Origin of the sequence: Methanoculleus sp. UBA374 (assembly GCA_002508705.1) — an archaeon.
Lineage (GTDB): Archaea > Halobacteriota > Methanomicrobia > Methanomicrobiales > Methanoculleaceae > Methanoculleus > Methanoculleus palmolei.
On record DAYL01000029.1, the window covers coordinates 136,714 to 159,866 of the forward strand.

19 protein-coding genes and 1 pseudogene are annotated in these 23,153 nt (G+C 60.3%); 6 read left to right on the forward strand and 14 right to left on the reverse strand.

The annotated features are described in order from the left end of the window. Positions 1-43 precede the first annotated feature (43 nt). The 7 genes from BRA42_RS09430 to BRA42_RS09460 all read right to left on the reverse strand — a co-directional run bounded on the left by BRA42_RS09430 (position 44) and on the right by BRA42_RS09460 (position 6,390). Positions 44-646 carry a CDP-alcohol phosphatidyltransferase family protein gene (locus tag BRA42_RS09430; RefSeq protein ID WP_342686064.1) on the reverse strand — a complete coding sequence of 201 codons (603 nt, stop codon included), beginning with the start codon at positions 644-646 and terminating at the stop codon, positions 44-46. Continuing rightward, complete coding sequence (locus BRA42_RS09435) at positions 643-1,155, reverse strand: adenylate kinase family protein (protein WP_292407039.1); 513 nt, start codon at positions 1,153-1,155, stop codon at positions 643-645. The genes BRA42_RS09430 and BRA42_RS09435 overlap by 4 nt, the downstream gene beginning before the upstream one ends. Next, entirely contained in the window at positions 1,152-2,210 is a 1,059-nt protein-coding gene (gene hisC, locus BRA42_RS09440) for a histidinol-phosphate transaminase (protein WP_342770802.1), read from the reverse strand. The genes BRA42_RS09435 and hisC overlap by 4 nt, the downstream gene beginning before the upstream one ends. After that, on the reverse strand, positions 2,194-3,318 hold the full coding sequence (locus BRA42_RS09445; RefSeq protein ID WP_342770801.1) for an acetylornithine transaminase: 1,125 nt from the start codon (positions 3,316-3,318) through the stop codon (positions 2,194-2,196). Before BRA42_RS09445 ends, hisC begins: the two co-directional genes overlap by 17 nt. Positions 3,319-3,322: 4 nt before the next feature. Then, positions 3,323-4,240 carry a glutamine-hydrolyzing GMP synthase gene (gene guaA, locus BRA42_RS09450; protein ID WP_292407050.1) on the reverse strand — a complete coding sequence of 306 codons (918 nt, stop codon included), beginning with the start codon at positions 4,238-4,240 and terminating at the stop codon, positions 3,323-3,325. A 4-nt stretch (positions 4,241-4,244) separates the two neighbouring features. Continuing rightward, positions 4,245-5,840, reverse strand: a complete 1,596-nt coding sequence (locus tag BRA42_RS09455; protein ID WP_342686066.1) for a CTP synthase — start codon at positions 5,838-5,840, stop codon at positions 4,245-4,247. 139 nt (positions 5,841-5,979) lie between these two features. Continuing rightward, positions 5,980-6,390, reverse strand: coding sequence for a PaaI family thioesterase (locus tag BRA42_RS09460; protein WP_292407059.1), 411 nt, complete (start codon positions 6,388-6,390; stop codon positions 5,980-5,982). Between the two features lie 100 nt (positions 6,391-6,490). Between BRA42_RS09460 and BRA42_RS09465 the strand changes: the two genes are divergently transcribed. Both BRA42_RS09465 and BRA42_RS09470 read left to right on the forward strand, forming a co-directional pair. After that, entirely contained in the window at positions 6,491-7,666 is a 1,176-nt protein-coding gene (locus tag BRA42_RS09465) for a hypothetical protein (protein ID WP_342770800.1), read from the forward strand. Between the two features lie 246 nt (positions 7,667-7,912). Further along, positions 7,913-9,202 carry a PAS domain S-box protein gene (locus BRA42_RS09470; RefSeq protein WP_292407065.1) on the forward strand — a complete coding sequence of 430 codons (1,290 nt, stop codon included), beginning with the start codon at positions 7,913-7,915 and terminating at the stop codon, positions 9,200-9,202. A 13-nt stretch (positions 9,203-9,215) separates the two neighbouring features. On the opposite strand, the gene BRA42_RS09475 is transcribed toward BRA42_RS09470, so the two are convergent. Next, positions 9,216-9,998 (reverse strand): MBL fold metallo-hydrolase, encoded by a 783-nt coding sequence (locus BRA42_RS09475; protein WP_292407067.1) that lies wholly within the window; start codon positions 9,996-9,998, stop codon positions 9,216-9,218. Between the two features lie 87 nt (positions 9,999-10,085). Here BRA42_RS09475 and BRA42_RS09480 point away from each other — a divergent pair, with 87 nt between their 5' ends. From BRA42_RS09480 to BRA42_RS09495, 4 genes and pseudogenes are all read left to right on the forward strand, one after another. After that, positions 10,086-11,471 carry a P-loop domain-containing protein gene (locus BRA42_RS09480; protein ID WP_342770799.1) on the forward strand — a complete coding sequence of 462 codons (1,386 nt, stop codon included), beginning with the start codon at positions 10,086-10,088 and terminating at the stop codon, positions 11,469-11,471. Between the two features lie 246 nt (positions 11,472-11,717). Then, entirely contained in the window at positions 11,718-14,915 is a 3,198-nt protein-coding gene (locus BRA42_RS09485; RefSeq protein ID WP_342770798.1) for a helicase-related protein, read from the forward strand. Beyond that, positions 14,912-18,484 carry an Eco57I restriction-modification methylase domain-containing protein gene (locus BRA42_RS09490; RefSeq protein WP_342770797.1) on the forward strand — a complete coding sequence of 1,191 codons (3,573 nt, stop codon included), beginning with the start codon at positions 14,912-14,914 and terminating at the stop codon, positions 18,482-18,484. The genes BRA42_RS09485 and BRA42_RS09490 overlap by 4 nt, the downstream gene beginning before the upstream one ends. Positions 18,485-18,774: 290 nt before the next feature. After that, positions 18,775-19,104, forward strand: a pseudogene (locus BRA42_RS09495) (transposase); the annotation flags it as partial. A gap of 28 nt (positions 19,105-19,132) precedes the next feature. Here the strand turns inward: BRA42_RS09495 and BRA42_RS09500 are convergent. From BRA42_RS09500 to BRA42_RS09525, 6 genes are all read right to left on the reverse strand, one after another. Beyond that, entirely contained in the window at positions 19,133-19,267 is a 135-nt protein-coding gene (locus BRA42_RS09500) for a hypothetical protein (protein WP_342771338.1), read from the reverse strand. A gap of 493 nt (positions 19,268-19,760) precedes the next feature. Beyond that, the gene (locus BRA42_RS09505; protein WP_342770795.1) at positions 19,761-20,141 is read right to left on the reverse strand and encodes a DUF3467 domain-containing protein; all 381 of its coding nucleotides are present in this window, start codon (positions 20,139-20,141) and stop codon (positions 19,761-19,763) included. Positions 20,142-20,144: 3 nt separating this feature from the next. Continuing rightward, positions 20,145-20,645 carry a hypothetical protein gene (locus BRA42_RS09510; RefSeq protein ID WP_342770794.1) on the reverse strand — a complete coding sequence of 167 codons (501 nt, stop codon included), beginning with the start codon at positions 20,643-20,645 and terminating at the stop codon, positions 20,145-20,147. A gap of 108 nt (positions 20,646-20,753) precedes the next feature. After that, a complete protein-coding gene (locus BRA42_RS09515; protein ID WP_342770793.1) occupies positions 20,754-21,065 on the reverse strand; it encodes a hypothetical protein in 312 nt (103 codons plus the stop codon). A gap of 279 nt (positions 21,066-21,344) precedes the next feature. Then, complete coding sequence (locus BRA42_RS09520; protein WP_342770792.1) at positions 21,345-22,421, reverse strand: ABC transporter ATP-binding protein; 1,077 nt, start codon at positions 22,419-22,421, stop codon at positions 21,345-21,347. 5 nt (positions 22,422-22,426) lie between these two features. After that, a complete protein-coding gene (locus BRA42_RS09525; RefSeq protein ID WP_342770791.1) occupies positions 22,427-23,128 on the reverse strand; it encodes an ABC transporter permease in 702 nt (233 codons plus the stop codon). Positions 23,129-23,153 lie beyond the last annotated feature (25 nt).

Consider the following 23,153-nt stretch of genomic DNA (forward strand, 5'->3'; position numbering starts at 1 on the left):
GGGCAAGGCCCCCGGCGCCGGGATTTGTGAAAGATGTCGGGCGTCAGCGTTTATCGATCTGCCGCCAGACGTGGACGAACCGCTGCAGTGCGGTGTAGTGTCCGAATATCCCGAATATGACGAGGAGCCACCCGAGGAAGTTCATGCCATATATCGTTTCCGGGAGCAGCACCGTGAGCGCGCCGGCGATGATGATCAGCACCAGGCGGTCCGCCCGGCCGAGGATGCCCCCGTAGTACCTGCCGACCCCGACGGCCTGCGCCTGGGTGCCGAGGTACGAAGACATCAGGACGCCGGTCAGGGCGAAGACGCCGATCGGCCAGGGGGCGGCGCCGCCTGCGAAGATGCCGGTGATGATGAATATGTCGGCGTAGCGGTCGATGACGTGGTCGAGGAAGTCGCCCCGAAGGCCCGCGGCCCCCGTGTCCCGTGCGAGCGCTCCGTCAAGAGCGTCGAAGACGGCGTTCAGGACGACCATGACGATCCCGAGCACGACGCCCCCGGCATAGAACGCTATACCCGCGAGTATCGATACGAAGAAAGATGCAACGGTGAGCCCGTTCGGGGTGAGCCCGATCTTCTTTGCCAGGTTCACCATGGGCTGAATGATGCCCTGCATCTGCGGCCGGAACTGGTCCAGTGTCATGCCCCGGGCTCCAGATACCCTGTCCAGTCGATGGACCCGTAGGACGCCGGCAGTTCCCCGCGAATAAACTGCTCTATCCGGTCCGCACACTCGCCGACCGGGAGATCGGTCGTATCCACCTCAAGGACGCGCTCTCCCGGATGCTCTTCCAGCGTCTCGATCAGGATGACGTCGAGCGCCTCCGCCTCGACGTTCTCGGCGACCTTCCCGGCGGGATAGTTCCTCGGCATAAGGCGTTTCCGGAGGACGTCCGGCCGGCACCGGAGGACCACCACCCGGTCGCAGGGGAGGAGGTGTGCGAGGTGGCCCTCGACGATCCCGTCGACCGGCTCGAACTCTTCCGCCCACCGGTCGACGTCCACCACCAGGGTCTCGCGGCAGGGGTCCTCCTCGATGACGTAGGGCCGCACGGTATCGGTCAGCCGGACGACCCGGTGGCCCCGCTGTTCGAGTTCCGCCGCAACGGACGTTTTTCCGGTTCCCGGCGTGCCGGTGAGGCCTGTCATCATAGGTCGCGAATCGCCTCGAGGAATCGAACGTTTTCCCATTCTTCGCCGATGCTGACCCGGATATAGTGGTCTCCGAGCCCCGGGAAACTGGTGCAGGACCGGACGAGGACTCCCCTCGCCGCAAGGTGTTCCACCGCCTCATCACCCGTGCAGGGAGCGACGTCGATCATGACAAAATTTGCGTCCGAGGGGAACGTCGTAAACGGGGTCTCATTCCGGAACCGCAGCCTCCACCGCCGGACGTGGTCGCGGACCTCGCGCACCCGGTCGGGGTCCGCGAGCGCCCCGACGGCAGCCGCTGCGGAGACCGAGTTCAACGCAAACGGCGTCGCCGCCCGGCGATAAAACGGCTCCAGCCACTTGGGTGCGAAGGCGTAGCCGACCCGCAACCCGGCAAGGGCGAAGATCTTCGACATCGTCCGTCCGAGGACCAGGTTGTCGTGCCGCCGCATGAGGGGCCGGTAGTCGATATCTGAAAAGTCGACGTAGGCGTTGTCGAGGAAGAGCAGCCCCTCCGTCTCCTCGAGGATCTCCTCGACCGTTTCGGGGGAGACCGAGTTCCCCGTGGGGTTGTTCGGGGAGCAGAGGAAGGCGAGTTTCGCCCCCCGCGAGGCTTCAATGAACTCTGCCGGATCGACCGAGAAGTCCTCCCGGCGGGGGACGTTCACGACCCGGGCGCCGTGCGCCGCGGCCGCGAGCCCGTAGAACGAGAAGGTGGGGGTCGAGACGACCACCGCTTCCCCGGGCTCGACGACCGTCCGGATGACCGTCTCGATGACGCCGTCCATCCCCGCACCGGTGACGAACCGGTAGTCACCGTGGTAGCGGCGGAGAGCCTCGACGAGCGCCGCCGTCCGTTCGTCCGGGTAGCGATTGACCGTCCCGAGCGCAGCCGTCGCTGCTTCGATTGCGGCCGGTGTCGGCGGCCGGGGATTCTCGTTGCTTGCAAGGCGGGCCACCCGGTCGATGCCGTGCTCCCGCGCGACGTCCTCCGCCTTCTTCGCGTAGGAGTAGCCGTTCGCTCCCGCGAAGCACGCTCTAACCAAGCGCCGCATTGATGACACCGACGGCTGTCTTGATCTCTTCGTCCGTGATCACGAGCGGCGGGACGAGGCGGAGGTTCCCGTCGGCGGCGCAGTTGACGAGCACGCCGTTCTCGGCACAGGTCCGCTGCACTTCCGGACACCGGTCGCCGACCGAGATCCCGATCATCAGGCCGCGGCCGCGGGGAGTGTGGCGGGAGAGGCCATTCATGAACATCTCGCCCTTCCGCGGGATGTCGGGGAGGATCTCCTCGATGACATCGATCGTCGCGAGTGCCGCCGCACAGGCGAGCGGCCCCCCGGCGAACGTACTCCCGTGCTCACTCCTCTGAAACTCGAGCCCCTCCCTGGCGACGAGCGCGCCGATGGGGAAACCGCTTGCAAGCCCCTTTGCGATCGTGACGATATCGGGGGCAACGCCGGTGTGCTGGAAGGCGAACCATTTGCCCGTCCGACCCATTCCGGTCTGCACCTCGTCGACGATCATCAGCGCACCGGTATCGTCGCAGATCTCCCGGATGCCCCGGAGGAAATCATCGGGCGGGATCAGGACGCCTGCTTCACCCTGGATCGGTTCGACAAAGACCCCGGCGGTATCCGCATCGACGGCCTCTGCGAGAGCGTCGAGGTCGCCGTAGTCGACGAATGTGCAGGAGGGCGAGAGCGGTTCGAACGGCTCCCGAATAGCGGGTTTGTGGGTGACGGCGAGCGACCCGCACGTCCTGCCGTGGAACCCGTGATTGAACGCAACGAACTTCTTTCTCCCCGTCCGGACGCGGGAGAGTTTTATCGCGCCCTCGTTCGCCTCCGCGCCGGAGTTCGAGAAGAAAGCCTTTGCGAGCCCCGTGATCCCCACCAGTCGCTCCGCAAGTTCCGCCTGGTTCGGGACGTAGTAGAGGTTCGAGCAGTGGATCAGTTGGTGGGCCTGATCGCAGATCGCTTTCACAACCTTCGGGTGGCAGTGGCCGGTGCTGCAGACCGCAATCCCCGCCACACAGTCGATGTATTCCCGTCCTTCGTCGTCCCAGACGCTTGAGCCCGCGCCGCGGACAACTTTCATCGTCCGGCCGAACGCGGGCATGTAGTAGCGTGCATCAAGCACCCGTGAATCTTCTGCCATGGTCTCACTCATACTCTATCGTCGCGGGGGGTTTCGGGGTGACGTCGTAGACGACCCGGGAAACCCCGGGGATAGCGGCGGTGATCCGGGCTGCCATCCGCGAAAGCGTCTCGTGGGGCAGGAGCAGCGGGTCGGCGGTCATGCCGTCCCGCGACTGGACGGCCCGGACCGCGACGATCCAGCCGAGCAGCCGGACGTCCCCTTTCACCCCGGTCCCGAGGCCGATGAGCGCCGCAAAGCACTGCCAGGGGTGGAATTCCTCCACCAGGCACTCCTCGACGATGGCGTTTGCCTCCCGGACGATCGCGATCTTCTCTCTCGTCACCTCACCGAGGACCCTGACGGCAAGCCCCGGTCCCGGGAAGGGCATCCGGTGCTGGATCTCCACCGGAAGCCCGAGCCCGCCGGCGACCTCGCGGACCTCATCCTTGTAGAGGTCCGCGAGCGGCTCGATGACGCCTTTGAACTTGATGTCGAGGGGCATGCCGCCCACGTTGTGGTGGCTTTTTATTCCCCCTTCGCTCTCGATACGGTCGGGGTAGATGGTCCCCTGCAGGAGCATCGTCGCTCCCTTGCGCTTCGCCTCCCGCTCGAAGATCCGGACGAACTTCTCGCCGATGGCTTTGCGTTTTGCTTCGGGGTCCGCGACCCCCTTGAGCGCCGCAAAGAACTCATCGCCCGCATCCACAATGTGGAGATTTTTCCCGTCGAAGAGAGAGCGTATCCGTTCGGTCTCTCCCTTTCGCATGAGGCCGGTATCCACGTATATCGGGATGAGCCGATCGCCGATGGCACGGGAGGCAAGCTCCGCGCAGACCGACGAGTCCACGCCGCCGGAGAGCGCCATCACGACCTTCTCTTCTCCGGCGGCATCGCGTATTCGCCGGATCGCCTGATCGATAAACTTCTCGACGTTTACCATTCTGTTATCTCACCTGGTCTTTTGAAGAGGATTTATTCTTTTTGCACGCCTCTACAAAGCCGATGTAGGGCGGAGAGGGTTTTGTCGGACTCGACTTGAACTCGGGGTGGAACTGGGTGGCGAGGTAGAAGGGGTGGTCCGGAAGTTCGCAGATCTCCATCCGCTCCCCGCATGAGCCAGAAAAGACGAGGGCGGCGTCTTCGAGGTCTTTGATGAACATGGGGTTCACCTCGTAACGGTGCCGGTGCCGTTCCACGGTCCCGGTCTTGCCGTAGAGTTCGGCCGCTCTTGTTCCTTCTTTGAGATCGACGTTGCAGTTCCCGAGGCGCATCGTGCCGCCGAGGTTCGAGACGTCCTCCTGCTCGGGAAGGATGGCAATGACATGCGTTCCCGGCCCCATCTCTTCGCTGGTGGCGTCGGGTATGCCGAGGACATGCCGTGCGTACTCGATCACCGAGAGCTGGAAGCCGAGACAGAGGCCGAGATAGGGCTTCCTGTTCTCGCGGGCGTATTGTATCGCCCGGATCTTGCCCTCGATCCCGCGCTTGCCGAATCCCCCGGGGATCAGGATGCCGTCCACATCGGCAAGATCGCGGAGGCTGAACGTCTCCGCATCCAGCCAGCGTATGTTTACCTCGGTGGAGAGAGCCCGGCCGGCGTGTTTGAGCGACTCCTTGATGGACATGTAGACGTCCTCGATCCCGTACTTGCTTACGATGGCGACCGTCACCCGGCTCGTGTACTCCTGCGAGACGACCCGGTACCACGTGGGGTCCGGTTCCCTGTTCTCGAGGGCCAGGTAACCGCAGATGACGTCTGCAAGTCCTTCTTTCTCCAGTTCTACCGGGATCTGGTAGATGTCCGGGACGTCCTTTGCGGAGACCACGGCCTTTGCCGGGACGTCGGTAAAGGCGGAGATCTTCTTCTTCGTCTGCGGGCCGATCACCTCGCTGCTCCTGCCCACGATGATATCGGGCTGCAGCCCGAGTTCCCGAAGCGCCTTGACCGAGTGCTGCGTGGGCTTGGTCTTGAGGTCGCCCATGGTGTCCACCGGGACCAGGGTGACGTGGACGAGAAGCATGTCCTGCGGCGCAAGTTCGCCGTGCATCTGTCGGACGGCCTCAAGGAACGGCATGCTCTCGATATCGCCGACCGTGCCGCCGACCTCCACCATGCAGATCTCAGCCTTCTTGCCGCCGTTTACTTCTACTTCTGCCGCCCCGCGGATACAGTGCTTGATCTCGTCGGTGATATGGGGGATGATCTGGACGGTCGCGCCGAGGAAGTCCCCGCGCCGCTCTTTCTCGATGACGTTCCGATAGACCTTTCCGGTCGTGATATTGTGGAGCGACTTGAGGTTGATGTCCAGAAACCGTTCGTAGTTGCCCAGGTCGAGGTCGACCTCTCCCCCGTCGGAGAGGACGAAGACCTCCCCGTGCTGGGCGGGGTTCATGGTGCCGGCATCGATGTTCAGATACGGGTCGATCTTCACCGCCGTTACCTGGTAGCCGCGATTTTTCAAGAGGCGACCTATGGAGGCGGTGGTGATGCCTTTCCCGAGTCCGCTCATGACGCCGCCGGTTACAACAATGTACTTCAAACTCCTGTTCCCCTCCGAAATGTTCCAGAGTTTCTATCTCATGTATGTGATCTCGGATATTGAGAATGTATGGTTCCCGTATCCCCCGGGACGTTCTGCCGGCGTAATAAGGGGTTTTTTGCGGGAACCTGCCGCGATGCTATCGGCCTACAACCGCGAACGAGGTCGATGTCCGGGATAGGAGGGTATCATCCGCCGCGTTCCGGACCTCTCCGTCTGCAAACGCTACGCGGCGTCCTTTACGGATGACTCTGCCGGTGGCGACGATCCTTCCGGCATTGACCCCTTTTATGAAACTGGTGTGCTCGTCGATCGTGGCGATCTCTTCCGTATCGGTAAGAAGCGTGTGGAGTGCAAGCGCGATAGCCTCGTCTGCAAGCGCCACGTAGATCCCCCCCTGAAGCCACCCGACGCCGTTCAACATATCCGGCCGAACCTCCATGCTGAGGCGGGCGCATCCGTCGCCGAACTCCTCCGCCTCGATGCCCATCAGTGTAAAGAAGGGATTCGCATCTCTTCCTATCCGTTTTAGTTCGTCAATGTAGCCCACATAACCACGCCTGTCTTACGGTGTTTTGGGGTCGGCCCGGATAAGTTTTGTGAATTTCATATAACAACAAATATCTCTTCCATCGAACACCTGTAACTGTATGGATGATGCGTGGCAGCCCGAAGCGCTTCGAAATCGGAGACTTGAGCAACTTCGGGCTACCATGGACGATTACGTTGCGGCGCACATCGATCAGGTGGAGGCCAACCTCCCGGTCTTCTTCGGGCACGTTGCCGCTACGCTCGATAAGGCCTTTCCCGACCTCCTCGACGGGGCCTACGACGATTTCATCGATGCAACCACCTTCACGCTTCTCAACACCACGCGCGAACCTCCTACGCCGGAGTTTCTCGAAAAGATCCTGCGGCACGCCATGGGAAACAAGCGGCGTCGTCGGGGACGGGCGACCCTCGATGTGATCGTAGGCCTCAAACTGGTCGATACCGGCAACTACCCTCAGGCAATCGAATACTTTACCCGTTACCGGAACTACGACGGTCGGGTCAACACGGCGATCGCTTACATTTACTATGCTCTCTCCCTGGCACCGAACAGGAAGCGGGATCTTCGCCCCGATGATATGGAACTTCATGCCCGGGAGGAGATGCTGAACCTCGCCCGGACCCGCGCTCCGCTCAATCGTTTGGAGGTGTTCAATCGTAAAGACACCCGGCTGAACCAGATCTTCTGGTTCATGCTGGACCTCGCATTCACCTGGTTTCCGAGCGAACCCGAGTTTTACCGTATCGGGATTCTGCGGGCAAACTACGAGGACGACCTCGATCGTCGCCAGCACCTCCTCGATTACGCCCTGGAGCGGTTCCCGGATAACAGGTCCTTCCTGGTGGAGGCGTTTGACACCCGCGTAAAACTGTGCAGCGGGAGCGGTGCCGCCGCTATCGTCAAACAGATGATGCAACAGTATCCTGACGACCACGGCTCGCTTTATTTCGGGATGAAACTTGCGATCCTCGGAGCGCAGCCGAAATCCTACGCAAGTTTTCGAAAACTTGCCATCTTAAACGGGTTTCCCCGGCACCTCCTGCTGCTGCTGGACGCCGTGCTCGAGGTCATGTGCAACCACAAGACCGAGAGTTACCTCTGCTTCGAAGAGGCAAAGAAGGCCCTGGCCTGGCGGAGCCACTATATTGCAGCGCTCGAGTATATCCTCCGGGATTTCATCGAAGGGGATGACGACCGGGCAAAACGGGCGAAATCGACTCTGTTTTCGAGCGTCGACCAGTACTGTATGAATGTCCTGAAGATCGAGGGGTAACAAAAGTCCTGCAAGGGCTCCCGGGTTCCTGTCGCGTATAACCCCGTGCTGTTCCCGTGGATCGTCGGGACCCCTTTAATGGGTGCTAAATCCCCTGGGGGTTCTTTTGTATTCTTAAAAACGCGTTTACTCAAAGTTCCATCGAAAATAGATAACGATGGGTATATTTACTCTAACAGGCAAAACCTCCTACGGGTTACGCTCGGGCGTCTTGAATCCGGGTCGGCCGGCGGAGGATCGGTTACAATGACGGGAAACACTACTACGCATAACACTGGCAGGGAGGTATCCGGGGTCGAAGCCGCCCGCGAATCGCCGCATCCCGGGGCGGATGTCTGCCTCTCGATCCTCCGCGAATCGCCGGACGGGCTTGTTCTGGTGGACGATACGGGCGAGTGCCGGTACCTGAACCCGGCGTTTACCCGGATCACCGGATATACCCTCGAGGACATTCCCGTGTTGAATGCGTGGTTCGAGCGTGCTCATCCGAATCCGGCGTATCGACAGGAAGTCCTGGAGATATGGCAGGAACTGGTCCGTGGCGACCGGGACACTCTGGTCGCCGGTGTGGTTTGCCGGGATGGGAAGAAGGTGCGGGATATCGAGCTCCGGCGGGTGCCGGTTGGCGGCGGCTGCAGTTTGCTCACTCTCCGGGACGTCACCGAGCAGGTTCTGGTCGAGGAGCGTCTCAGGCAGACCACTTCCGAGCTGACCGCAGTGATCGAGGCTTTTCCTGATCTCTTCCTCCGGCTGAACGCCGACGGCACGATTCTCGATTCCCGCGCAGGCAGGCTGGCGGAGGTCTCGCTTGCGTCCCGGATGCTGCTCGGGCGACGGGTACAGGACCAGTTCCCTGCCGGAATCGGGGTGGCGCTTCTGGATGCGCTGCGGCAGGCCGTTCGGACGGATACACCTGCCGCACCCCTGGAGTTCAGTCATGCGGAGGCCGGGAAGGTCCGGCATTATGAGGCGCGCGTCGTGCCGATGTACGAGATGCAGGCGATGACCGTCGTCAGGGATATTACGGAGCGGAAGGAAGCGGAGCAGGAACTGCGTCGCCACCGCGAGCACCTGGAGGACCTCGTTGCCGAGCGAACCGCCGACCTCGAACATTCGAACCAGCGTCTCCGGCGTCTCCTCTATTACATCGAGATGACCGAGAGGCAGGCCGCCGGGGAGTGGCTGGACTCGTCGATCGAGCAGGGCACCCTGAACCCGGCCGAACCCGAAGAGGGGCGGATCACCGTCGACGCCTCCGGGACGGTCCTCGTCGTCAACCGGGCGGCCGAACGTCTGACCGGCTATGCAGGGGAGGAACTGACCGGGAAACCCCTCTGGCCGCTCCTCCCGGGAGGCGATCTCCAGGGGGTCCTCTCGTCGGTGGTCCTCAGGCAGGGCAGGTCCGCGGAGTGCGTCGAAGGAGCGGTGCTCGTGAGAGACGACGGTTCAAAACGGCTGGTCCGCGTCTGTGCCGACCCGATCACCGATGCTGCTGGTGCCGTGATCGGTATGGTCTGTATGCTTCGAAAACAGTGAGGTGCGGGAGCGCTCAGAGCCGAAAGCCGCAGGACTCCGGGTGCACCGGGCCGGGGTCCTGGGGCGCTACGGTGACCCCTACCTGGTCGGAGTAGAATCCGAGCCCTTCGAGCGCGGAGAGAAGCGCCTTCTCGTGGGTATTGTTGATCTCGCTTAAGTGGGCGAGGACCGCCATGTGGATGTGGTCGGCGAGCCTCTGCAGGCATCGGGCGGCATCGGGGTTTGAGAGGTGGCCGCGTTTCGACCGTATCCGGCTTTTTAGATACGCGGGATAGGGTCCGTTCTCAAGCATCTCCGGGCAGTGGTTGCTCTCCAGGAGGACGGCGTCGCAGGAGGCGAGCCGGTCGAACATGGAGGCGGTGACGGTGCCGGTATCGGTGCAGCACCCGATGCGGAGGTCGCCTTCGGTGATGCGGAACCCGCAGGGTTCCCGTGCGTCGTGGGAGGTCGGGAAGGCCTCGACCGAGAAGTCCCCGAGACAGAACGGTTCGTCGTACCGACACCTCCGGACTGTTGTCGTCTCCCCGCATCTTCCCGAGAACGCTTCAAGCGTGCCGCCGGTCGCGTAGACGGGCACGTCCAGCCTCCTTGCCAGGACATCGACGCCCCGGATGTGGTCGATATGCTCGTGGGTAACGAGAATCCCTTCGATGAGCCCTGCATCTCCTCCGGCGGCTCTGAGGCGCCGAAGGGTTTCACGCGCTGAGAGCCCCGCATCGATGAGCAACGCACCGCGCTCTCCTCGGAGGTAGGTGCAATTCCCTTTGCTCCCGCTGGCGAGGATCGTCAGTTTCATTGTAAGATTGGTGGGCTGTGCGGATATTTAAGGGCGCGGCGATGAACCGTACGAAAAGAGCCTTGGGGTACGGGATACCATCTCCTGATGAACGGCATGAGCGGGACGGACGGCTCCTGGCAGGGGCAGGTTCACGGGATCGTTGCGAGTCTCGGAGACGGCCGGGCATGCATTGAGCGGAAAGCGGTGCGTGACCTCGTCAACACCTACCTTGTCCGGTCGCTCGACACGACGGCGCTCCGGTTCAGCCTTCCCGTCCTGCTCGCGGCGCCGGCTGGCGCATCCGGCCCCGGCTCCGACGGGGCCGTCGGGGTGACCATCGAGGCGATCAAGGCGGCGGTTCCCGGAGAGCGCGACCTCGGCCCGATTGCCGGGGCCGGGACGGAGCACCCCGTTCATTGTCTGCCGAACGTGGAGCCGGTCACGCTGATCGCATCAAGGAGCGCCATCGGGACCGACCTCTGGCGGCCGGACCCGGACAACCGGATCGACGACGACGGTCTCCACCTCGTCGTCAGGGGGGCTCTCCCGTATCCCGGCCCGCCCACGCCGGGTAGTGTCGGGGAGGTCAGGGAACGCCTCGGGGCGCTTGTCGAGGCTCTCGACCGTGTCGTGCGCCGGGTGCCCGACCGGACCCTCGTTGCAGCACGGGCCCTCTCCGTCGACCAGAAGGCCCTCCGGCGCGCCCTGCCCGGGATGGGGCTCGTTGCGTTCATCGCCGACGGCACCCGCCCGGCCCGCCGGTTTACCCGGTTCCGGTGCCACCACAGGATCGCGGGCCCGAAGGAGGGCGTGCATATTCCCTTTTGCTGCCCGCGGGAACTCGACCCGGTCGAGGTGGAGGTTGCCGGGAGCGGCAGGACGATAACCGGGCTCGGGCTCCGGCGCCGGGAGGCCTTCGCGGTCGCGGGCTCGAACGCCGAAGGGAAGAGCACGTTTCTTCATGCGGTGATTGCCGGGCAGGACGATCACGCCGCCGGGGACGGGCGGGAGTTTCTCGTCAGCGTCGACGGGGTCACCCGGGCGGAGGCGGGCGAGCGGTACCTTGCGGGGGCGGACGTCAGCCTCTTCTTTCACAGCCTTCCGCCGGGGGTCTCGGGTGGTCCCCGGGCGGCCACCGGTCAGGGGAGCGGTTCCCTCGTGATGGCGCACGAGATCCAGACCGCGCTCCGCGCCGCGTCGCCGCTCCTCATCCTTGACGAGGACCGCGCCGCAACCAACCTGCTGGTGCCGGGATGCCTCCAGAGCGGCGAGGTGACCCCGCTCTCCACCCTGCTTGCCGTCCGGAGGGAGGCGTTCGGAGAGACGGCAATTCTCTTCGCCGCCTCGTCGCTCGACATCCTGATCGCGCAGGCCGACCGAATCCTGCAACTCACCGGCCACGAAGCGCGGGCACTCGACCCCGGCGAGTTTCGGCGGCGGCTTGATGCGCATCTCGCAGAGGTGCGGGAACACCTTGCGGCACGGGGGTGAGGGAGAGGATTCTACTGGTCTCGAACCTCCGCACGTCTTGAGGTATGTGTCCTGATGCGAAAGTGCGCCGCGTGATGCGGTTGGAGAGCTCCGATGGCGATTCCGCCGGTGCCTTGCAGCAGGGAGTGAAAACGTGGGATTCATTTTGTAGCGCCTTCATTCTGCAGGGTGAGACCAGATCGGTGGACACCCGTTTCATCAGTTATATTAGAACATACGTGCCATTTTTTGTTACAGGTGCGTTCGGTGTCTTCGGATCTTACTTTTATCACCAATGAGGATGGCAATACACTACTCGATCGTTTCAATGCACTTGTCAAAGACACCACGTTTTTTGATTGTCTGGTCGGGTATTTCTATTCGAGCGGGTTCTACGGCCTTGAAAAGGCTCTGGATAATACTAAGAAAATAAGAATCCTCATAGGAATCAGCACCAACAAAACGACCTACGATCTCATTCAGGCCGCCTCATTCGAGGGTTCTTCCACACTCCTTCTCTCCAGTAAGGACCTTAAAAGACAGTACTCCGGCATGGTCAAAGAAGAGTTAGATCAATCCGAAGACACCTTTGATACGGAGCTCGGTATCCGGACGTTCATTGAGTGGTTGAGGAGCGGGAAGATTGAGATCCGCGTCTACCCTTCCGAGAAGATCCATGCAAAACTCTACATCATGACGTTCAAAGAGGGCGACCGCGACAAGGGGCGTGTCATTACCGGTTCAAGCAACTTCTCCCGGTCGGGGCTGCAGGAGAATCTCGAGTTCAACGTCGAGCTCAAGGCGCGCGCAGATTACGAGTATGCACTTGAGAAATTCAACGAACTATGGGAGAACTCGGCCGACGTCTCCGAGAGTTACGTTGAGACGATACAGACGAAGACATGGCTCAACGATTCCATCACCCCGTATGAACTCTACCTAAAATTTCTCTACGAATACCTCAAAGAGAAGATCAACCTCGATAAACAGCAGACCGACGACGACTACGTCCCCGAGGGCTTCATGGACCTGCAGTACCAGAGAGACGCGGTGCAGGACGCGAAGTTAAAACTTGAGGAGTTCGGCGGGGTTTTCATCTCCGATGTGGTCGGTCTCGGGAAAACGTACATTGCAGCCCTCCTTGCCCGGCAGCTCGACGGCAGGACGCTTGTTCTTGCCCCTCCCGTTCTGCTGGATAGGGAGAACCGGGGTTCGTGGCCGAATGTATTCCTCGATTTCGGCGTGCGCCAGGCCGACTTCGAATCGATCGGGAAGCTGGACCATGTCCTTTCACGGGGGGCCGAGCGGTACAAGAACGTGATCATCGATGAAGCCCACCGGTTCCGCAACGAGATGACGCAGAGTTATGAGAGCCTCTATCGGATCTGCAGGGGCAAACGGGTGATTCTGGTGACGGCAACCCCCCTCAACAACTCTCCCAACGACATCCTGAGCCAGATCAAACTCTTCCAGAATGCCAAAAAGTCCACCCTTCCGAATCCGAAGGTCCGCAACCTCCAGGGATACTTCAATACCCTTCAGGGGCGGCTCGACGGACTGGACCGGCAACGGGACAGAGAAGAATACATGAGAGTCGTCAGGGAGAATGCAGAGGAGATCCGCGAGAACGTGCTCCAGTACTTGATGGTCCGGCGCACGCGGGCGAGCATCACCAGGTACTACGGTGAGGACCTGAAACGACAGAGCCTCAAGTTCCCCGAGGTCGAGGACCCCCGGCCGGTGTACTATCGTTTCGATGCTCGTACGGATTCAGTTTTTCTGAAGTCGATCGACCTGATCGCGAACAAATTCAAATACTCCCGCTATACTCCGCTTTTGTACCTGAAGGAAGGTGCCTCGCATCCAGAGGAACTGGCACAGAAGAACATGATGAAGTTCATGAAGATCATGCTCTTAAAGAGGCTGGAAAGCAGTTTTTTCGCTTTCAAGATGTCTATAACCCGATTCATCGGGTATTACGAACTTTTTATCCGCGAGGCCGAGAAGGGGAACATCTACATCAGCAAGATGCACACAAACAAGATCTTCGATCTCCTCCAGCAGGACAATATGGACAGGGTCGCCTCCCTCATCGACGATAAGAAGGTCTATTGTTTGCCTTTGTCCGATTTCGTCCCGGAATACCTGGAGGATCTCAGGTATGATCTCGCGATCCTCGAAGAACTGCAATCGCTCTGGGACACCGTCGAGCACGACCCAAAGATCGCCGCGTTCATTGAGGCTCTCTCGACGGACCCTCGACTGAGAGACCAAAAGTGCATCATCTTTACCGAGGCGAAGGAGACTGCGGATTACCTTACAAAAGCCCTGCAGGGGCGGTTCGGAGACTGCGTCCTTGAGTATCATGGGTCGTCCCCGGAGGGAGAGAGAGTAAAGATCATCGAGAATTTCGATGCGAAGGCGAGGCGCCAGAGGGACGATTACCGGATTCTCGTGACGACGGAGGTTCTCTCTGAGGGTGTGAACCTTCACCGCTCCAACGTGGTGATCAACTACGACATCCCGTGGAACCCGACGCGGATGATGCAGCGGGTCGGCCGTATCAATCGCGTGGATACGAAATTCGAGAAGATACACGTCTTCAACTTCTTCCCTGCCGGGCCCATCAACGAGGCGATCGGCCTTCAGGAGGCTGCCGAAGCAAAGATTGCGGCGTTCATCGAGATGCTCGGGAACGATGCCCCCCTCCTGACGGACGAGGAGATCAAGTCGCATGACCTCTTCACGAGGTTGACGTCCCGGAAGACGATCACGGGAGAGGACGATGAGGAGGATCTCGAACTCGGTTACCTGACGTTCCTCCGCAATATTCGGGATTCGGACCTGGCTCTTTTCAAAAAGATAAAGCACCTCCCGAAGAAGACGAGGACCGGTCGTGCGTCCGGGGAGCCCGAACGTTCGGTGCTCACGTTCTTCAGGCGGGGAAAACTGAGGAAGATATTTCAGACGGCAATCCGGGGAGGGGAGATCGTTACCGGAGAAGTGGACTTCCTGCGTGCGGCGGACCTTCTCCGGGCGGAGGCGTCGACGAAAAAGCATGCCGTCGGGCCGGATTTCTACCGGCTGCTGGAGCCCAACAAGACCGCTTTTGAAGATGTCTTTGCTGTTGAGGTGACCGTTTTACCGCCAAGCGGCAGCAGAGGGAGCGAAGTTAAATTCACCCGCATACTCAGGGCAATCCGGCACTCACCGGAGTTTACGGATGAGGACGAGGACTACGTGGGCGCGGTCCTGCGCCTGATGGAGGACGGGGTACTTCCGAAGGCGACCATCAAGAGGGTCCTCAAGAAGATAGAGTATACCCGTGAGCCCCTTTCCATACTTGCAGAGATCAGGTCCGAGATCTCGGAGGAGTTCTTCCGTCCGGCATTCGGGCCGGCCGATATCTCCGGGCCGAAGGAGGTCATCCTGTCGGAGTACTTCGCGGGAGGCGATCTCTTATGAGGGAAGACCAGGCTGTCAGGCTCCTTGACGATGTCTTCACAAACCCCTTCAATCCGGGCCGGTTCATCAGGTTTATCCAGGAACTCTTCAATGACTTCCGCGTTCTTCCCCGGCGTTTACCGGTATGGCGCGAATTTGCCGGCTATATCGATGAGGCGTACAGTATCGGAACGTATCTCGACGGCAAAGATACCATCGGGGTGCTCTACGTCAGGCTGACGAGAACGGCGTCCCGCGACCGCGCCCGGACGATGCAGCGCAACTTCGTCGCGAAGTTCCTCAGCAACGAGGGGGAGGATGCGGTCCTGGCCGCTTTCTACGGTGAGGATAGCGACGATTGGCGCTTTTCGTTTGTCCGGCTCGAGCACACGATCACGAGCGGCGCCGACGGGAAGATCCGCATGAACGTGAAGATGACGCCTGCACGCCGTTTCTCGTTCCTTGTCGGGAGACACGAGCCGAACCATACCTGCAGGAAGCAGTTTCTCGGCCTTATCCAGGAGGAGCACGCAAACCCGACCCTTGCAGATATCGAGGCCTGTTTCAGCGTCGAGAACGTCACAAAGGAGTTCTTCGAGAAGTACAGGGGTTGCTACCTCGATCTGAAGGAGTCTCTTGAGAAGGCTCTCGCGGCCGATCCTCTCTGCCAGAAGGAGTTCGAGGAGAAGGATATATCGACCGTCGACTTCTCGAAGAAACTCCTCGGCCAGATTGTCTTTCTATACTTCCTCCAGAAGAAAGGATGGCTGGGCGTCAGGCAGGACCCCGGAACCGGGCGGTTCCGGGAGTGGGGCACGGGCCCGAAGGACTTTATGCGCCGCCTGTATGATGGGGATATCGTTTCCTACAAGAATTTCTTCAACGACATCCTCGAACCACTCTTCTACGAGGCGCTTGCGGAGGATCGCTCCGTAAATGAGGACTACTACAGCAGATTCGGGTGCAAGATCCCGTTCCTGAACGGCGGCCTCTTTGAGCCGATCCAGAACTACAACTGGGTCAGCACCAATCTCCGGATAGGAAACGAGGTCTTCGGGGAGATCCTGAAGACGTTCGACGAGTTTAACTTCACGATCAAAGAGGACGAGCCCCTGGAGCGGGAGGTGGCGGTCGACCCGGAGATGCTCGGAAAGGTCTTTGAGAACCTTCTCGACGTGACCGACCGGAAATCGAAGGGGGCGTTCTATACACCCCGTGATATCGTGCACTATATGTGCCAGCAGAGCCTGATCGGCTACCTTGCGAACCATACGAGGACCCCCCGTGAAGACCTGGAGGTGTTCATCCGGCACGGCGACGTCGCCCTCGGGATGGCTCTCCACAGCCGGGAGGAGGGATGGTGCCGAGACGCCCGTTTCACCCTGCCTGAGTCTGTCCGGAACCATTACGCCGAGCTTGACCGGCTGCTCTGCTCGATCCGGGTTGCAGACCCGGCGGTGGGCTCGGGTGCGTTTCCGGTGGGGATGATGAACGAGATCGTGAAGGCCCGTTCCATCCTGACGCCGTTCTTCGCCGGGGAGGGTCCGGGCCGGTCGCTATACGAGTTGAAGCGGCAGGCGATAGAGCATTCTCTTTACGGCGTGGATATCGACTCCTCGGCGGTGGATATCACGAAGCTTCGGTTCTGGCTCTCCCTGATCGTGGACGAGGAGAACGTCACGACGATCCGGCCGCTCCCGAACCTCGATCACAGGATCATGTGCGGGAACAGCCTGGTGGATGAGTTCGAGGGGGTCCGCCTCTTCGACGAGAGGCTGCTGGGTGAGCCCGGCGACGACCGGGGGGCTCTGGCAGCGTCCATCGACAACCAGATCGAGGACCTGGGAGAGCGGCTTCACCGGATGCTCACAGGGGCGGAAGACGGCGATTCGGCAGGGGTCCGGCGGGAGATCGCGCGCCTGGAGAGGAAGAAGAAAGAGGTCCTGGCGGGTCCGAAGACCGCCGCACAACAGGTGACCATCGACCAGGCGGCATCCCTCCGTATCAAGGAGTCCCGGCTCAAACTCCGGGAGTTGAAGAAGTACCAGCGACTGTTCTTCAACGAGCAGAACCGTGCGAAGAAGAACGAGTACCGGGCCGCCATCGAACGGCTGGAGTGGGACCTGATCGAGGAGACCTTAAAAGAGAGCGGCAACGCGGACGCCTGCAGGAAACTCGCCGCATACCGGAAGAGTAAGGTGAAGCCGTTCTTCCTCTGGAAACTCTATTTTTCGGAGGTCTTCCTGCGCCCGAACCCGGGTTTCGACGTGGTGATTGCAAACCCGCCGTACGTCCGGCAGGAGAGCATCAAGGAGCAGAAGGCCTACTTCAGGGACCACTACCGGGTGTACCAGGGCACCGCCGACCTGTACGTGTACTTCGTCGAACGGGGGGTGAGCCTGCTCGCGGCGGACGGGGAGTTCGCCTACATCCTGCCGAACAAGTGGATGCGGGCAAACTACGGAAAGCCCCTGCGGGCGTGGCTGAAAGAGCAGCGTATCGAGGAGATCATCGATTTCGGTGACCTTCCGGTCTTTGCGAGCGCAACGACATACCCCTGCATCCTCCGGATCGGAGCGGGGCCTCCCCGGGAGCGGTTTGACGCCGTGCGGGTGGAGACCCTCGATTACCCCGACCTCACCGACTATGTGAGGGCTCATGCATACCCGGTGAACCGAGCCTACCTGGACGAGGAGGGATGGTCCCTGGCCGACGAGAAGACGCAGGCGCTCCTTCTGAAGATCAGGACCGCCGGCATCCCCCTGGGGGAGTACGTGGGCGGGAAGATCTATTACGGGATCAAGACGGGCCTGAACGAAGCCTTCGTTATCGATAGAGAGACGAGGGAGCGGTTGATCGCCGAAGACCCGAGGAGCGCGGAGGTTATCAAGCCGTTTCTGGCGGGAAGAGATGTGAAGCGGTATGCGCCGCTTAAGGTAGACAAATTCTTGATCTTTACGCGGAGGGGCATCAACATCGATGATTATCCTGCAATCAAGGAATATCTCAAGCAATTCAAGGAGGAACTGATGCCCAGACCAAATGGATGGAAAGGCGGCGGATGGGAAGGGAGGAAACCAGGTTCGTATCAATGGTATGAGATTCAGGATTCAATTGATTATTATCAGGAGTTTGAAAAGCCAAAGATCATCTATCCGAACATCTGTAAAAGACCAGAATTCACCTACGATGAGGCCAACAACTACACCAATCAAAAGTGTTTCATCATCACACTACCTGACAAGTACCTGTTGGGCATTTTAAACTCCAAACTGAGTTACTTCCTTTTCAATGTGATGCTTCCGAAGCTGAGAGGGGGATTTTACGAGCCAAGTTATGTTATCTTCAAGGATTTCCCAATCTACGTACCTGATAATACCAACCCCTCCGATCTCGCCCGCCGGGACCGGATCGTCGCCCTGGTCGAGGACCTTCTTGCAATGAAGCGAGCGCTTGCCGGGGGCGTATCCCCGGAGGAACGGTCGCGGCTGGAGGCGGCGTGCGCCCGGGCAGATGCGGAGATCGACCGGATCGTGTATGAGCTGTACGGGCTGACCGATGAGGAGATGGCGGCTGCGGAGGGGGGGTGATTTTTCCGGTTTCTGTGGTCTGGTTTGGTGACCGTGATGATTTTTCTGGATCGTACGCATAATCTGAGGCAGCGTGTGAAATGATGCGTAAATGGGATATCAGTAAGTAATCATTACTGTGTCTGAGATATTCCCAAACGAAGAGACACTGCTCAGGTCAATCGACTCCATCTTAATGCACGTCAACGAGGGGCGGATCATCGATAGAGGACATTTAACGATGAGGAAGGAATAATAAGGCCGGGAAACCAGGCCCAGACAAATTACAGAGGATCTGAGACGCTACCGCAGAGGGGCTGAAGGAGGCCTATGGGAATGAGCAGAGACTCCAGGATCTTGCCGATGACCTGAATACCCGGGGATACCGGAAAGCCGCAACCACCATCGAACGATTCCTCCCCGGGCTGATGAGTTATACGGTATTCCCAAAACAGCACTGCAAACGGCTCCGGACAACGAACATGATGGAGCGGGTCAACAGGGAATTGAAGCGAAGAACCAGGGTCGTAGGAGCGTTCCCGAACGAGGAATCCCTTCTCCGGTTGGTCGGATCCATCCTGATGAACATCAACGAGGAGTGGGTCACCGGCAGAAGGTATTTGACCCTGCAGAAGGAATGATCAGGCAAGGAGACAGGGCTCAGGCAAATTACAGAAAATCTGAGACGTTACCCACACGCCTCTCCTTTAGCAACTGCCTCTTCTCCAGAGTGACGTATGATGCACCCGGCGCTTCATCCGGGACCGGGAGATCTTTGAGTCCACGGATCGTCTCCCCGAGCATCTCCACCACCGGGATGCCCGGGTCCGGGAGCTCGTCTGCCTCATCCGCTCGGCCCTCCGAGGCGGAAGCGTCGAGAATGTGGCCCCCCGCGACCCGCCCCGGCCGGGAAGACCACCACCATCCGCCGGATCTTTCGCGAGGTCAGGGAGGAGACGCGGCAGGTCGTCCCGGTCTACGTCAACTGCCGGCACGACCATGCGCCACTCGCCGTCTATCAGAACATCTTCGAGCAGGTCCGCGGCTACGCCCCGCCGCCGGCCGGGCGGTATGGGAGATCACCGTCCGGCGGACCCGGAACCACCAGTACATCGCCAGCGTCGAGCGGGGCCGGGACCCCCGCCTGTACCGTGCGACGGTCCATCAGGACCTGAGCAGGAGCACCGTCAGGTGCGGCTCGCGGGCGGGCTCATCGTCCACGTCGAGGCGGAGCCCTGCCGGATCGCGCCGGAGGCCATAAACTGCAATCAATTGGCAACGTATGGGAACTCTAACTCTATACGATCCTGTCTTCTTGCTTCCGCCCAATCTTCGTTGAGAGCGGTCTTTCCTCTAAACCCCCGGGAACGTATCTTTCCATGCCTTCCTCCGTGTTCACCTTCTCAAGTATCCCGCTCAACGCTTCAGCGAGTTTCTGTGCGGCGGCGTGCGACATGTAGACACGTGTTCCGTTTATCAGCATCCTGCCGTCCCGGCGGATGCCGGGCATCTCCAGAAAGTCGATACAGACATCCCTGTGCGCTACCTGCACATACGCAAGGTTTGAGTAGGAACTGCGCGTGATATCCAGCTGCAGCTCCTCCGGCTCGAACCGGTAGAGTTCTCGAAGATCGATGACGGTTGCTCCATCCTTTTTCTCTATTTTCTCATCTCCCATGGTTTACGCCCCTGCGGTGAAGGTCGAATGCCCGGAATCTTCGTCCGGTTCGGAGCAATTTCCTTTGATAGTCCATTCGCCGGCACAGTTCGTCGCGACTGCAAGCGGTTCTGCCTTTGCTCTAAGAGACCTATTGTAGTAGTCCAGGATTGCTGCGTTCATGCAGTCCGTCCCGTCCCGGTCGTCGATGACGGCATATGCCAGCAGAGAGAGCGCAATGAACATCTTCGACTCGACGACGACCCGATAGACCGGGTGTTGTACGTCTCTTGATACGTTCTCGATCAGTCCGAGTTTGACGAGCGCCTTAAGTGCCTCTCTGATGCTGGGGGACCGTTTGCCTGTCATCTCCTCAAGATACCTGGGTCGATAGTCCATCGTCGGATCGGCGACGATCTCTTCAACGACCTGAGCAAGAACCGTATTCCCAAATAAGCCACCATACGGTTTGTCCAGGAGTTCTTCGAGTTTTTCAGGAAGTTCCGGCAGTTTCTTCACTGACATCACCATCTCTCCTATGCAACCACAGTATCGGCGCTTCTATCAAGATCGCACCGGTGCTCTGACTGGTAGTAGTAGTTTTAATGGTAAAAAAATATTCTGATATAGAATTTATTCTTTCAGTTTTGTCCAGTGTCGGTGGTGAGGCACCTCGAGGTCATAGTAGATCATCCATTGGTCCGCCCACACGGGCTTTTCAAGTTTCAGGACTTTGTCCCCTCCGCGGGCGTGGTACAGGCGAATGTATTCCGGTCCCATTGCATCAACAAATGTTCTCGCCTCAAAGCCGTTCTCTCTGCACTTTCGCTGACAATCCTGTACCCTCCTCATACCGCCGCGTTTCTTTAACCATCCGAGAAAAATAGCTCCCCCCTCCTCCGGATCAGGTCCATCCGGCGTGGGATGGCTGCGTTCTCTTGTCAAGAGTCACCACAGGGGGTATTGATGTTATGAGTAGATCAACGTTATCTTTTACCCCGGAACCTGTTTCTAACCGTCTGAAAATCGAATAATCATCTTTAGTCAAAGAATCCGACGTATCCTTCCGTCTGGATACTCATCCATCTTCCACCTGCCGACAGGGTGCGTGTGATCCCTGCCGCCGCTCTTTCAGCCGGTAGTTATCCCCGGGATGTTGATCGTGTCGGAGGACGTGTTTCCCCCGCCGCCTCGCGTGCTCTGCCAGGAGTTCTCCTTCACCCCTCAGTCCGCCCCGACGGCATGGACCGACTCCGGCGCAAACGAGACCACGACCCGGCTCCCCTCCCGGAGGTCGAGGTCGTCCACCCTCTTCCAGGAGAGGACGGACGAGAGCGCAACCCCGCAATCGACCGTCACCCTGCTGAACGGGCCGCGCGGGACGATGGCGGTCACGATGCCGGGGAGGGCGTTTCTGCCGGGGGGGGCCTTCGCAGCATCCGCCGGGGTGATCCGCAGGTCTTCGGACCGGATGCAGAGGGAGACCTTCTCCCCCGGACCGGGGAGCGCCGCGGCCCTGACCCGGATGCCGCCAGCTTCGACCGCGGCGTTGCCGTCCTCCCCGACGACGACGCCGTCGACGATGTTCTCGATCCCGACGAACCGGGCGACCTCGCGGGTCGCGGGGACGGTGAAGACCTCCCGCGGTGTCCCCACCTGCGCGAACGTTCCGTTCATCAGGACGCCGATCCGGTGGGCGAGCCGCTGCCCCTGATACATATCGTGGGTCGAGAAGACGATCGTCGTGCCGAGGTCCCGGTTGATCCGGAGGACGAGGCTTTCGATCGTCGCCACCGAGACCGGGTCGAGGTTCGCGGTCGGTTCGTCCATCAAGAGGATCTCGGGCTCGATCACCATCGCCCTTGCAAGGGCCACCCGCTGCATCTCCCCGCCCGAGAGCGTCCGGGCCCTCCGCTCCCCGTAGCCGGCAAGCCCGACCGTATCGAGGGCCTCCTCGACCTTCGGTTTGACCGCTGCATCGCGCGCCCCCCTGAACCGGAGCCCGACGGCGATGTTCTCCGCGACCGTCGTGTTGAAGACGGCAGGCTTCTGGAAGACCATCCCCATCATCCGCCGGACGGAGAGGCTCTTCCCCAACTCTCTGCGGATGTCGGCGCCTTTGATCCGGATCGTTCCTCCCGTCGGGGTATCGAGGAGGTCGACGAGGCGCAGCAGGGTCGATTTCCCGGACCCGGAGGGCCCGATGACGGCAAAGATCTCTCCCCGTTCCACCCGCCCGGTGACGCCGGAAAGCACGCTTTTACCGTCGAACTCTTTTCTAACGCCTTCAAGTTCAATCATGGGTCCTACCTGTGCTGGATCGTGGTGATGACGAGGTTGACGGCGAGGGCGATGACGAGGAGGATGATCCCGAGCGCAATGGACTGGGAGATGTTTCCCATCGATGTCTCGAGCGATATCGCGGTCGTCAGCACCCTGGTCGAACTCGCAAACGACGATGCCATGATGTTGCCCCCGACGAGGATCGCCGCCCCGACTTCGGATATCGCCCGCCCGAACCCGACCGCGACGGCTGCGAGGATTGCAAACCGGGCTTCCTTCATGACACTCTTGAGGAACTGGAAGCGGGTCGCCCCGAGCGAGCGGAGGGTGTCTCTGATGACCGGGTCGACCCCCGAGAGCGCCGAGATGGTGAGCCCGGTCATGATCGGCAGGATGAGCACCGTCTGTGCGATGATCATGGCGGTCGGGGTGAAGAGCAGCCGAAAAAAGCCGAACGGCCCGACACGGGAGAGAAGCAGGAATATGAGGAGCCCGACGATGACCGTCGGCAGGGAGTAGAGAGTCTGGATCAGGTTGATCAGGCTCTTCTTTCCGGGAAACGTGCCGAAGTAGATCGCGGCGCCGAGCGGCACGGCGACCAGCGTGGCGACGACCGTTGCGGTGAGCGAGATAACGATGCTTCGCGCGGAGATGGCCATCACGTCTGGGTCGAGCGTGACGATGAGTCTCGCTGCCTCTATAATTCCCTCGATGATCTCGTACATGCTCTGCACCTATCGTGGTCTTGCC